We start from the raw sequence: 13,199 nt of genomic DNA, 5'->3' as shown, positions 1-13,199 counted from the left end.
TTCCGATATCAATCATTGTTTTTACAGATGTGTTTCCATAGGCATTTTTTTTAGATATTAAACATTCGATTAACTAAGTGTAATGATATTGTTTTCTTCATCCTTTTGTATCTTGAATTTGTGTATTTTTTGTAACATTCTGAGAATATCGTCGATGCTGTCTCGTTGTCGGAATTTTCCAGTATATTTCTCTTGATTGATGGACGGGTTTCTTATGATTATCCGGACATCATAATAGAGTTGCAATTTGTTCAGTATATCAACAAGCAACTCGTCTTTAAAACTGTAAATTCCTTCTTTCCATAAAAAATAGTCATGATGAGAAATCGTGTCCACCTTTATGGTTCCGTTTTTTATGCTTATTTGCTCGTTGGGGCTCAATATGATACTTTCATTTTCTTTCCCTGTAAAATAGATTTGGAGCGAACCTTCTATCAGGCTGGTTCTCACATCGTTGTTTTTTCGGTAGCTGCAAATGTTGAATTGTGTGCCCAATACTTTCGTTTCTATGCCTTGCGATGAGACGATGAACGGTTTGTGTTTGTCTTGAGCTACAATAAAGAATGCTTCTCCGTCTATGGCGACTCTTCGTTCTTTTTTGTCAAAAATGGCAGGATAGGTGAGAGTTGTGTGGGAGTTCAGCCATACAGTAGTTCCATCCTGAAGTGTCAGTTTGATGCGCTGTCCGGCAGGTACGTGCAGTTTGTTTTCGATATTCTCCTGTAAAATTTCGGAATGCTGGTTCACGCCGGCCTGATAAGCGAATATAATGAGTAAAGTGATGATAGCTGCATATTTGAATAGGTAGAATGAAATCTGTCGTATGTGTTTCGCTCTCATTTTACACAAGAACTGGGTGTAGCTGTCTCGAGTAGTCTTTTTCCCGCAGGCGGCATCGGAAAATGATAATAGTGCGTATGTATTTTTGAATTTGATGAATTGTTTTTTCAATTCGTTATCAGATTCAACCTGTTTTAAGAAATCCAGTCTTTCGTCTGCATTCAGTTCTTCTTGAAAATATTTTTCGATTTGTCTTTCCATGCGAATGAAATGTTACATGCTGTAAACACTTACTCCGGAAAAATGTACCAAAAGAAAATCATTTTTTTACGTTGGATTTCGGATTCATCGTCTCGTCCCCAGACTGTCACTCGTAAACATCTCCGCGATTCTATGTGCAATGAAAAAGGAAAAGCCATAAAGGAAGATAGTCCTTTAGTTCGTTCCTAAGCTTTTTATAGGCGATGCTGATTTGATTTCTGACCGTGTTGGTTGAGAGGTTTAGTTCGGTGGCGATCTGTTCTTGCTTTTTCCCTTCCAGTTTGTTCATGATAAAGATTTCCTTGCATTTGGTCGGCAGGCTGTCTAAGGCCCGGTTAATTAAATCTTCAATATCTTGGTCGGAGAAAATATGTTGCTCGAAGGCTTCTAAAGAATCTAAATTCATACGAAGGGTCATGTTATATTCTTCTTGCATATTGTTGATGGTTTCCAGGGCAATCGTTTTATGTCGCAGGTGGTTGAGGCATTTGTTCTTGATGATGGTGAACAGATAAGCGATCCGGATTGTTTGACAAGTAAACATTTCTCGTTTTTCCCAAAGTTCCGCGAACATGTCTTGCACGATATTTTCCGCATCTTGTTCCGATATCACATATTCTTGTGCAAAGCGTTTCATTTTTGGAAAGTAGGAAAGGTAGATGTTTTCGAATAAACGATCTTCTTTTTGTTGGGCGGACATTATTGTCATATATTTATTGTGGCCTTTCAAACAGCCGGAAAAGGCATAATTGTTAAAAAAGAAGTGGGCTGCTGTTCTTTTTCCTGTTAGGTGTCGCCAAACCCCTGTACACGCACGAACAAGCAACCCACTTGATATAGCAGGTCACCTGTGCCTTGCGTGTTGTTAAAAAATTGGCGACTTTAACAGAAAAAAGGCACTTCTGAAATATTCCTTATACAGTCTCTCCAGACATTGCAAATGTAGGTAAATTTTTTGTTTTCCGTGAAAAAGATTAAATAAGCTTCGTATATTTGTACCCGAATTGAAAATAAAAAAGAACGTCGGAATCCGGATGAATACGAATAGTGATGACATATTATTGCTGAAATTGATTAAACAAGGAGATCAGATCGCTTTTCGGCATTTGTTTTATCAGTATGCGGATTCTTTGGAACGTTTTATTACTTATTACATCCATGACCGGGAAAAATCGCAAGACTTGGTTCTGGATATTTTTACCTATATATGGGAAAACCGGCAGAACTTTGAGATAAAACTGACCTTGAAAGCCTATTTGTTCCAGGCGGCACGCAATAAGTCTTTTACCTATATCCGGGACAAGAAGATTCCGGTTTATCTGGAAGAAATGGAGGGTATGGAGATTGTGCAAAACTATGATTCGGAATTGGAGTTGCAGGAACTTCATCATCTGATAGAAGAAGCGGTGTCGCTTTTGCCGGATAAATGCCGCGAAATATTCCGGAAAAGCCGGGAGGAAAATTTGACCAATAAGGAAATAGCCGGACAGCTCCATATCTCGGAGAAGACGGTGGAGGGGCAAATCACGATTGCTTTAAAGAAAATCAGAATTCATTTGGGCGATTCTTATTCTTATTTGTGGTAAAAACGGGCTGGGCAACCGTACCAGAATCATAAAGCGTCCATCCGTTTTCGCCACCGACCCATACAGACTAATTACATACATGTTTTTGCAAAAACAACTATCATACTATCATATCCGCCTGTATATCGGTTTAAACCAATATGTTATGGTATGATAGTTGCCGTTTTGTACTATCTTCATCTATCATAACTATCATGGTGTAAAACGATAATGTCTTGTGTATCAATCATACGATAAAAACAGTGACCGTCCGGAAACAGGTGCAAAACATGTTAAAACGGCTTCTTTTTTCATCAAGACAGGCTTTTCTTTTGTCAAAAACCGTTTGCAAAACCGCTTGAGACCCGGGTGTACCCGCCACGGAGACCCGGGCGCGGGAGAGGTGCAGACCCGGGTCTGCACGAAGCCCAGACGGGTCTGCAGAGAAGTTTATCAGCCATGTTGGAGGTACTTTTATGCCTTGTTTTTGCATCTTATTCGGCGAAAAAGGTCGTTTTATATTTAAATGACCCCGTTTTGTCGATGGTTATTTTTGCATATATAAACATAAATATCATATTATCAGCTATATAAATGAATAGTCATGTAAAAAGTGTGATAGATGTATGATAGTAGAATGATAGTAAAAAACAGCAACTGTCATTTTTTAACGTATTGTGAAACAGTAGTTAACAACCGGATATGATAGTATGATAGTTGGTTTGCGAAATTTTCATAAAAGAAAAGATGTGGTTCCGGATAGCAACTTTTGGTGCGGTTGCCCTGTAAAAACGGGGATTCTTTTAGGGGAGAAAGTGCTTTTTGGAGTCTATATATCCAAGAGGGTGGTACAGAAGATGGGTTCTTGGCTACCGCATGATATATAATAGATAAGATGAAGAAGGCTAAATCATTCTTTTTTTGGGGAACTGTTTGCTGCTGTCTGTTCTGCTTTTTGCAGATATGGTATCCGTTTTATTTTTATTATGTCGAACAATTGCAGGTTTTTCCTCTCACTTGGGCTTGTTTTGAGGAAACATGCCGACAACCTGGCGGGTTGGCTTGCTGGTTGGGTGGTTTCCTTTTGCAATTCTATCATCTTCCTTTGGGTGGTGCGTTGGTTTCGACCGGTTTGTTTTTGGGGATCGGTGTGCTGATGCAACGGATCTGCCGGCAAACGACATCGCCTGTCTTTTGTTATTTACCGGCTCTTTGCCCGATTCTGGCTTTGCTCCCTTTGCATGTCGATGTGAATTACCGGTTGCAGGGGACGGTTGCTTATTGTTGCATGCTTGGGGCTTTTGTACTCTATGTGCGTATTGTCGTACCGTGGAAACGGGTATTGGCGGGTTGGCTGTTGATGGCTGTTTTGTTTGTCTTGGCAGGGCCGGTGGCAACCTTGTTCGTTGCCGGAGTCGTGGTCCGGGAGATGTTGGTGCGGGAGAAGGGATGGCAAGGATGTCTGGCACTTCCGTTCGGGATTGTCCTGATGCTTTGGTGGTCTTATCATTTCTTTTGGCAGCCGGAATACCGAATGATCGTTTTGCCGGATTTTTATTATGAGCCTTTGTTGAAGGCGAATAAGCTCTATTGGGCTTGGTTGGCTTTTCTTTCGGGGCTTTTAATGACTTGCTTCCCGATCGGAAAAGGCAGAGGCGTGTTGGATCGGACTGCTTGGTGGTGGACCACAGTCCAGCTGTTGCCTTTGGTTGCCTTTTTGGGGTGGATGAAAAAAAAAGAGAATTGTATTTGGTTGAAAAACATGGAGTTGTGTTATTATGTGCGGGGAGAACAATGGGATAAGGTCGTTGCCGGATATAAGGCGGCAGTATCGGACATGCGGACTTTGAGCTTGCTGAACTTGGCTTTGGCGTGCCAGGGCGAATTGGGAGATAAACTGTTCCATTATCCGCAGCAAGGCAAAGGCGGATTATTGCCAGAATGGAACAGTACGGTTCCGGGGGCAATCGTGTTGTCGGATATTTGCTACCAAATGGGGGATCTCTCTTCCGCTCAAAAGTTTGCATTTGAAGGATATGTCTCCTCTGTAGATGGAAACCCGCGTCTTTTGCAACGTTTGGTACAGACGAATATCCTGACCGGAGCTTATGCGGTAGCGGAAAAATACATCCGGATATTAGAGCAGACTTTGTTTTACAAAGAATGGGCTGCTGAATGGCGGAAGTATCTGTATCGGGATGATCTTGTGGAAGAAGAACCGTCGTTGGGCGGGAAAAGGCGGGCGTGGGGAAAAGGCGGACAGTATGCCGTGTCTGCAGATTTGTTGGAAGTGTGGGAACGGTTGGCAGTGAACAATCCGGACCGGTCGGTCGCTTTCCAATACTTGTTGAGTTTTCATTTGTTGGGCAAGACTTTGAATCGTTTTGACGAGTTGCATCGGAAGTATTACCGGACGAAGGTGTGGCCTTCCCTTTCCATCCACCAACAGGAAGCCGTGATAGCGCTTTATCAAAAGACTCCCCGATTGTGGCCCGAAAAAGGGGTCGGAATGAAAGTCGAGTTGCGCTACGGTGCGTTCGATCAGGATATGAACACGAAGCATGGCTATGTCAATTTTCGGGATGTCATGGCCGGTTCGTATGGAGATACCTATTGGTTTTATTTGATGTTTAAGAAATAAAGGTACGCGATGAAACGATTTTATTGCTTTTTGGTGGCGGCAATTTTGTTTTGTGCTTGTTCGGAGGATTGGAAAAATGGGAAACGGTTAGGTGAGAAGCCTGTTCTATTTCCTGATTATGCGCAAACCACTATCCCGTACAATATAGCTCCGTTGAACTTCACGGTCCGCGCGGACGGATGTCGTGTGTCGGTCTTGTTGGAAGCAGGAGTGGTAAAATTCAAGGTGGAGGCCCCCGACGGGAAAGTCAGGATTCCGGAAAAGAAATGGAAGAGGCTTTTGCAGGAGGCAAAAGATGATTCCGTTCGGGTTACGGTGGCGCGTAAGAAGGGCGATCGGTGGGAGATTTGGCAACCCGTATCGTTGAATGTGGCGGCAGATCCGGTTGATCCTTATTTGGTATATCGCTTGATAGAACCTGGCTATGCATTATGGAACAAAATGGGAATTTACCAACGTGGAATGGAGTCTTTTGATGAAACGACTGTTTATGAGAACAAGATGACGGACTATAATTGCGTGAATTGCCATTCTTTCTGCGGCCATGATCCGGACAAGATGCTGTTCCACTTGCGTGCCAAGTTGGCCGGGACTGTATTGGTTGATGGAGACGAGGTCGAGTTATTGGATACGAAAACAGATAAGACGATATCAGCTTTTACCTATCCTTATTGGCATCCTTCGGGTCGTTACATCGCTTTTTCCATCAATAGGACGACCCAGCAGTTGCATTCCACTCAGCGGACGGAGGTTTATGACACGGCATCGGATGTGATCGTTTACGATGTGGAGCGCCATACGTTTTTGTCTGTGCCCGGACTCGCTTCGCAGTCAAGTTTTGATACGTTTCCCTCTTTTTCTCCGGATGGTAAGAGTTTGTTTTATTGCACTGCTCCGGCTTGCTTGATGCCTGATTCCATTGGAAAATTGGCTTATAGCTTGTGCTGCATCTCGTTCGACCCTGAATCCGGAACGTTCGGTTCGCAGGTGGATACGCTGTTTGATGCTCGTGCGAATGGAAAAAGCGTTTCTTTTCCAAGAGTTTCTCCGGATGGTCGGTTCATGCTTTGTACTTTGTCTGGTTATGGCACTTTCCCGATCTGGCATAAGGATGCCGACCTGTATATGATCGACTTGAAGTCCGGAGTCGGTTCCTATCCGGAAACGCTCAACAGCAATGATACGGAAAGTTACCATTCGTGGTCGTCCAACGGAAGATGGGTTGTGTTCAGCAGCAGGCGTTTGGATGGATTGTACACGCGTCCTTTCATTGCGTATGTCGGGAAGGATGGCAAAACCGGTAAACCGTTTTTGCTCCCTCAAAAGGAGGCGGACTACTATGCCGGCTTGATGAAATCGTATAATATTCCCGAGTTTGTCACCGGTAAAGTGACTAATCGTTCTTATCAGATTCGCCGTTTGGCAGAACAGGGCGGAATATCCGTTTCTTGTTCAACTTTTTGATTTTTTTACAATAAGTCATTCTTCCTGTTTGCAGGATATTGTCATGGCTTGGAATCGGGGAATTGGAAAAAAATCGATTTGTTTTTAGGGGATGCCTTCATTTTTCGAGTCTCACGTTTCATAAATGGTACGAAGAGACAAAAATATACCGTGGGAAGTGATTATCCGGAAATTCAAGTGTGAGATTTCGGAGAAGGAACAGGCAGAATTGGATGTATGGCTTGCCGATGTGGAAAACCATGCCCGATTCCAAAGTTGGCAATCCCTTTGGTTGTCCATCATGGAAGAAAACATGCGGTATGTTTCCAATGTCGATGCCTTATGGAAAAGGATGGAGGAGCGTATGAGAAAGGCAGAGCCGCGAATGTTCAAGTTGTCTTTGCGTTCTTTTCGTTTGTATATTGCTGCGGTTGCGGTTTTATTTTTCCTGTTGTTCTCTTTTGCCGGTTATATGACGGCCGAATGGTACAAGGCAAGCGATGCCGTATTGGCTTATTCTTCCTTGAATGGAAAATCCCGGATATGTTTGCCGGACAGTACTTTCGTTTGGCTGAATGCCGGATCGACGTTAGAATATTTTGTTTCCCGTTGGACTAAAGAGCGTAACGTCCGTTTGGATGGAGAGGCTTATTTCGAGGTGGCGGCAGATCCGGACCGTCTTTTTGTAGTGGAAGGCGGCGGTGTGGTCGTAAAGGTGCACGGGACGGTTTTTAACATGAAGGCGCGGGAAAAGCAGGACCATGTGGATGTCAGCCTATTGTCAGGGTTGGTCGTTGTTGAAAATCACGGTGTGTCGAGAAGCCTGAATCCGGGCGAAACAGCCGTGTGTAAAAAAAGTGTTCCCAGCATAGAAAAGAAAACCACGGATGTTTCTATCTCTTGCCTTTGGGCAAAAGAATCCTTGCGTTTCGAGAAAAAGACGATTTATGAACTGACCGGATATCTGTCGGAATGGTATGGCATGGATATCCGTTTGGACCCGTCGTTGCCGACCGATCAAGCCTATACCTTTACGATCACACATGAATCGTTGGAGGAGGTGCTTTGCCTGATTGCGAAGATAACCCCGATAGAATATGTTTTTGATGAAGATAATACGGTGAGAATAACAAGAAAATAGTAACAATTAAATCAGGAATGCCTATGAAACACACGTAAAAAAGTAATTCGAAGTTGTAACAATTAAATCAGTAATTTATTAAATCTTAAAAAGGTTATGAAGAAACGAAAGTTCTTTAGTAACAGTGGCATTTTGAAATGGAAGATGCCATTATTGATAAGCATTTTATTTTGGATGAGTTTGTCCGGGACGGCCGAAGCGGAAGTTCAGCTTCGTTCCATCTCGCTCCGGTTGGAAAATGTTTCGTTGAGCGAGGCGCTTTCACGGATCGAAGAGGCAAGCGGTTATTCATTTTTCTATGATGAGAATAAGATTGATTTGTCTCGTCAAGTAAGCGTGAATGCTCAAAACAAGGCTGTTAAGGATATTTTGAAAAATATCCTGTTTTCGACGGGAATGACATTTGAAATATCGAACAACCAAATTGTCTTGGTTCCGGAAAAGAAAGCAGCCGCAAAGGAAGTTTCCGTGGCTGTCGTACAGCAACAAACACATATAGTAAAAGGGATCGTAGTCGACAATTTGGGTGAACCGGTACCGGGAGCCAATGTCGTTGAAAAAGGGACGACCAACGGTATCATTACAGATATGGATGGTGCTTTTTCCTTGACTGTGGCTCCTGATGCCGTGTTGGAAATTTCTTATATCGGTTATGTCACGCAGTCTGTTTCGGTCAAAGGAAAATCTACTTTGAATATAACTTTGCGTGAAGATTCGCAGGCGCTGGAAGAAGTGGTGGTGACCGGTTTCGGTCTGTCGCAGAAAAAGGCGACGCTGACGGGTGCCGTCACGGCCGTCGGTTCGGAAGACATCAGCCGTTCGGTTGCCTCCACGGCTTCGGGTGCACTGGTCGGTAAGATCGCCGGTTTGAACACGCGCCAGACGGATGGCCGTCCGGGGGCTACGACCAGTATCCAGATCCGTAACATGGGTGATCCGTTGTATGTGATCGACGGTGTGCAATCGGATGCAGGCCAATTCAATAATATCGACTTCAATGATATCGAGAGCATTTCTGTATTGAAAGATGCTTCTGCCGCTATTTACGGTGTGCGTGCGGCAAATGGTGTTGTTGTTGTCAATACGAAAAAAGGTAAACGGAACACTAAGAATACGGTTTCTCTGAACGCATACTACGGTTGGCAGAATCCGTCTACTTTCCCGAAACCGGCGGATGCGGCGACCTATATCACCAATTATATCCAGTCTGAAACGGTTCAAGGAAAGACCGACTATACATATAGTAAGGAAGACTATCAGAAATGGTTGGCGGGAAAAGAAAAAGGATATGTGCCGTTTGACTGGTATGACTTCATCTGGGAAACCAATCCTCAGTATTATCTGAATGCCAATATCTCCGGTGGTTCGGATAAGACGAACTATTATGTTTCTGTCGGTCACATGAGCCAAGACGCGATGATTGTAAATTATGGTGGATTTAAACGTACCAATGTTCAGATGAACATAGACACGCAAATTACTTCTCGTTTGAAAGTGGGAGCTTCCATGAATGGCCGTATAGAAGAAAGGAAAAATCCGGGTGTTCCGGAGGCAGATGATTATTGGATGCCTCGTTTTGGGACATATCGAAATTTGCCGACAAAGCGTCCTTTTGCAAATGACAATCCTAAATATCCGACATTGACTTCTTCTAATGCCGCGACGAATTTCGGATGGTTGAATTATGAATTGTCCGGAGAATATAAAGAAACTTGGCGTGTGGCGCAATTACAAGCCACGGCGGAGTATGATATTTTCGATGGTTTGAAGGCAAAGGCTTTGGTCGGATATTATCTGGCATATCAGCAGATGAATAATCAGGAATATACGTATAAATTGTATGGCTATGATGAAGCGACGGATACTTATCCGGTGATTTTCGAGAATAATAATCCTTGGAGAGAAAGACGTGTGGGACACAACGAAGAATTGATGTCGAATATTCAACTGTCTTACAATAAAAGGTTTGGAGATCATAATGTGGCCGCTGTTGCCGGGGTTGAATCGATTAAGCGAGATACGCCGACTTCCTGGCTGCATGCTATTCCGACGGCTAATGCGTTACATCTGATTGATTATGAGACGATGGATACATATAATGATGAGGGTAATGAAACGGAGGCACGTTTGGGGTGGATGTTCCGTGGCAACTATGATTATGCCAATAAATATCTGGTTGAATTTTCGGCTCGTTATGATGGATCTTGGAAATTTCCGCCTGATCATCGTTGGGGATTCTTCCCTTCCGCTTCTGTCGGTTGGCGTATTTCGGAAGAAAATTTCTGGAAGGAATCCAAGCTATCGAATATTTTCAGCGATTTGAAAATCCGTGGATCATACGGTATGGTGGGTGACGATAACGTTTCCGGATATGCGGCGTTCGATTATATGAGCGGTTATAACTATAAGAATGGCGGTTCTGTTATTGATGGGAAATATACGATAGGTTCGGTTCCGCGCGGACTTCCGGTGACGACATTGTCTTGGATCAAGGCTAAGATTCTGGATGTCGGCTTTGATGTTGCTTTTTTGGATAATCGCTTGACGGGGCAGTTCGACTTTTTCCGCCGTCAGCGTGACGGGCTTCCTGCATCTCGTTATGATGTCCTGTTGCCATCGGAAGTCGGTTTCAGCCTACCGAAAGAAAACTTGAATTCGGATGTGCACATGGGGTATGATGCGGCTGTTCGGTGGACAGACCGGGTAGAGGACTTCACATATTCTATCGGCGGTAATATTACGTATTCCCGTTTCTATGATTGGGAACAGTATAAACCGCGTTTCTCCAATTCTTGGGATGTGTATCGCAATTCGTTGAACCATCGTTTCGGTTATCTGAACTGGGGATTGGAAGCAATCGGACAGTTCAATAGTTGGGAAGAGATCGCCACTTATCCGATCGACAATGACCGTCAGGGTAATAAGACGCTTCGTCCGGGTGACATCAAATATAAGGATGTGAATGGTGACGGTGTGATTAATAGTTTGGATGAACGTCCGATTGGATATCGGGAAGATTCCACTCCGATTCTTAATTTCGGTTTGAATTTTTCATTCGGTTGGAAAGGATTTGATTTGGCGTTCGATTTTACCGGTGGCGCGATGGGATCCTGGTATCAGCAATGGGAACAACGTAACCCGTTCCATGATGGTGGTAACAACCCGCAATATTATATGGAAGACACATGGCGTTTGTCTGATATTTGGGATGCAGACAGTGAATTGATACCGGGAAAATATCCGATGTTGTTGATTGGAAATAGTTCGCACAGTAATTATTGGAACAGTACCTTCTGGAAAAAGAATGTCCGGTATGTCAAATTACGTAATTTGGAGTTAGGATACACGCTCCCGAAACATATTGTGGAAAAAGCGTTGATCTCGGATCTGCGCTTTTATGTGGCGGGGACCAACTTGTTGACATTTACCAATGCTCCGGGTATTGATCCTGAATCGACGGAAGGAAATGGTTTGGGATATCCGACAACACGTATTATAAATATTGGTGTAAACCTTAAATTTTAGGTAGAAATGAAGAAGATATATATAATGTCGGCCTTGGCAGTTTGTTTGTTCTCGGCAACGGCTTGTAGTGATTTTTTGGATCGTGAGCCAGATAAGATCATGACGGATGACCAGATTTTTGGTGATGCGGTGATGATTAAATCTGTTTTAGCGAATTATTATGGTCGCGTAACATGGGGACAACACATAAATGATAGCTATTCCATGACTTATATTGATGATGCGGCAAAAATGGATGGAGGACCGGATCAACGCTCTACGTTCGAAGATGATCTTTGGCGAGTGTATGATTATACGTTCATCCGTAATGTGAATCAGTTTTTAAAAGGGTTGCGTGAAACGGAAGTCCTGAAAGATTCTGAGAAAGCTCCATTAGAAGGGGAGGCGCGTTTTTTACGTGCTTGGTGTTATTTCAATATGTGCCGTGGTTTGGGCGGTATGCCGATAATCGGAGATGAGGTGTTTGATTATCAATCTGGTATGGATATAACTACGATGCAGTTCCCACGTTCGACGGAAGCAGAGATGTATGATTATATCATAAGTGAATGCCAGGCTGTTTATAATTTATTGCCGGCGGAGAAACAGATAAATTCTGCTCGTGCAAATAGGTGGACGGCTAAGATGTTGGAAGCGCGTGCCGCTGTCTATGCTGCTTCGATCGCTAATTATAATAATAAAATGTCAACTCCGATTAGAACAGAGGGAGGGGAAGTTGGGATTCCGGCTGATAAGGCATCTGATTATTATAAAACGGCTTTGGCTGCCGCAGAGAATGTGATTAAAGACAGTCCTTATATTCTGCAGGATCGGCGTCCGGACAATAAGGGATTAAACTTTTATGAGGCGACATCCGTAAAAGACAATAATACAGAAGTTATTTGGGCACGGGATTATAAATATCCGGGGCAGACTGTTGAGTTTACGAAATATAATATTCCTAAGTCTCATGCGGAGGATATTGACAATAGTTATGGCGGTCCTGTTTTAAATCTGGTTGAAGCCTATGAATTGCTTGATACGGATACCCCTGGGACGGATAGTAAGGTCGTGACTTCTGAAAATGGGACATTTAAGTTTTATGATTCGTCTGATGCTCCATTCAAAGACCGTGATCCTCGTTTATGGGGAACTATCCTTTATCCGGGTGCGGAATTGAAAAGTGTTCCGGTCGTATTGCAGGCAGGTCAGTTGGTAAAGAATAATGGAGAATGGGAGCTGATAGCTGGTGATTTGGACTCTAAAGACGCCAATGGAAATGCTTTGACTGCATTGAACGGTCCGAAAGAGTCTAATGAACAGTATGTTAATAAGACAGGTTTTTATTATCGTAAATTTATTGATGAAACTCCTGGAGCATCGACGCGTGGTCGTAATTCCGAAATGTGGATGCCTCGTTTCCGTATGTCTGAAGCCTATATGATTGCGGCCGAAGCGTCTTTCGAACTGGAAAACGGACGTGCAGCCGAATTTATCAATGCCGTGCGTAATCGTGCAGGTGTGAAGCCGTTGGAAACTGTTACATTTGAGAATATCGTGCATGAATATCGCGTTGAATTTGCTTTCGAAGACCATCGTTATTGGGATATGAAGCGTTGGCGTTTGGCTGATAAAGTCTGGAATGGAAACAACAATGATCCGCAGGCTCGTCACCGTCGCCTCTGGCCGTATCGTGTGGTTGCACCGGGTGACCCGAATGACGGCAAGTGGGTGTTTGTGGAAGACTTCTTGTTCATGTCTCCGAATGCACGTTATTTCCGGATGCAGAATTATTACAACTTCCTCGATTTGGGCTGGGTTAACAATAATCCTAAGTTGGTAAAGAACCCGTATCAATAATTAA

General features: G+C 43.5%; 8 protein-coding genes. 6 read left to right on the top strand and 2 right to left on the bottom strand.

Annotation, left to right across the window (positions count from 1 at the left end):
* Window positions 1-69: 69 nt before the first annotated feature.
* Entirely contained in the window at window positions 70-1,041 is a 972-nt protein-coding gene (locus KTG12_RS05045) for a FecR family protein (RefSeq protein ID WP_005641410.1), read from the bottom strand.
* 130 nt (window positions 1,042-1,171) lie between these two features.
* On the bottom strand, window positions 1,172-1,741 hold the full coding sequence (locus KTG12_RS05040) for an RNA polymerase sigma-70 factor (protein WP_005651130.1): 570 nt from the start codon (window positions 1,739-1,741) through the stop codon (window positions 1,172-1,174).
* 334 nt (window positions 1,742-2,075) lie between these two features.
* Between KTG12_RS05040 and KTG12_RS05035 the strand changes: the two genes are divergently transcribed.
* The 6 genes from KTG12_RS05035 (at window position 2,076) to KTG12_RS05010 (ending at window position 13,195) form a co-directional block, all read left to right on the top strand.
* Window positions 2,076-2,627 (top strand): RNA polymerase sigma-70 factor, encoded by a 552-nt coding sequence (locus tag KTG12_RS05035; RefSeq protein WP_005641404.1) that lies wholly within the window; start codon window positions 2,076-2,078, stop codon window positions 2,625-2,627.
* Between the two features lie 874 nt (window positions 2,628-3,501).
* Window positions 3,502-5,247 carry a DUF6057 family protein gene (locus KTG12_RS05030; protein WP_155144091.1) on the top strand — a complete coding sequence of 582 codons (1,746 nt, stop codon included), beginning with the start codon at window positions 3,502-3,504 and terminating at the stop codon, window positions 5,245-5,247.
* Between the two features lie 9 nt (window positions 5,248-5,256).
* A complete protein-coding gene (locus KTG12_RS05025) occupies window positions 5,257-6,711 on the top strand; it encodes a PD40 domain-containing protein (RefSeq protein ID WP_005641393.1) in 1,455 nt (484 codons plus the stop codon).
* A 124-nt stretch (window positions 6,712-6,835) separates the two neighbouring features.
* Window positions 6,836-7,831, top strand: coding sequence for a FecR family protein (locus KTG12_RS05020; protein WP_005641389.1), 996 nt, complete (start codon window positions 6,836-6,838; stop codon window positions 7,829-7,831).
* Between the two features lie 96 nt (window positions 7,832-7,927).
* Window positions 7,928-11,356: a TonB-dependent receptor gene (locus KTG12_RS05015; RefSeq protein ID WP_005641386.1), complete on the top strand. Its 3,429-nt coding sequence runs from the start codon at window positions 7,928-7,930 to the stop codon at window positions 11,354-11,356.
* Between the two features lie 6 nt (window positions 11,357-11,362).
* Window positions 11,363-13,195, top strand: a complete 1,833-nt coding sequence (locus KTG12_RS05010) for a RagB/SusD family nutrient uptake outer membrane protein (protein ID WP_005648399.1) — start codon at window positions 11,363-11,365, stop codon at window positions 13,193-13,195.
* Window positions 13,196-13,199: the final 4 nt, after the last annotated feature.

Origin of the sequence: Parabacteroides sp. MSK.9.14, from assembly GCF_019041495.1 — a bacterium.
Classification (GTDB): Bacteria; Bacteroidota; Bacteroidia; order Bacteroidales; family Tannerellaceae; genus Parabacteroides; species Parabacteroides merdae.
Note: the sequence above shows the minus strand (reverse complement) of the source record. Positions and strands in the feature narration are given on the sequence as shown.

What these genes read in the sequence shown, in the direction of transcription:
- KTG12_RS05045 (WP_005641410.1), bottom strand. Translation starts at nt 1,041, where the DNA reads ATGGAAAGACAAATCGAAAAATATTTTCAAGAAGAACTGAATGCAGAC.
- KTG12_RS05040 (WP_005651130.1), bottom strand. Translation starts at nt 1,741, where the DNA reads ATGTCCGCCCAACAAAAAGAAGATCGTTTATTCGAAAACATCTACCTT.
- KTG12_RS05035 (WP_005641404.1), top strand. Translation starts at nt 2,076, where the DNA reads ATGAATACGAATAGTGATGACATATTATTGCTGAAATTGATTAAACAA.
- KTG12_RS05030 (WP_155144091.1), top strand. Translation starts at nt 3,502, where the DNA reads ATGAAGAAGGCTAAATCATTCTTTTTTTGGGGAACTGTTTGCTGCTGT.
- KTG12_RS05025 (WP_005641393.1), top strand. Translation starts at nt 5,257, where the DNA reads ATGAAACGATTTTATTGCTTTTTGGTGGCGGCAATTTTGTTTTGTGCT.
- KTG12_RS05020 (WP_005641389.1), top strand. Translation starts at nt 6,836, where the DNA reads ATGGTACGAAGAGACAAAAATATACCGTGGGAAGTGATTATCCGGAAA.
- KTG12_RS05015 (WP_005641386.1), top strand. Translation starts at nt 7,928, where the DNA reads ATGAAGAAACGAAAGTTCTTTAGTAACAGTGGCATTTTGAAATGGAAG.
- KTG12_RS05010 (WP_005648399.1), top strand. Translation starts at nt 11,363, where the DNA reads ATGAAGAAGATATATATAATGTCGGCCTTGGCAGTTTGTTTGTTCTCG.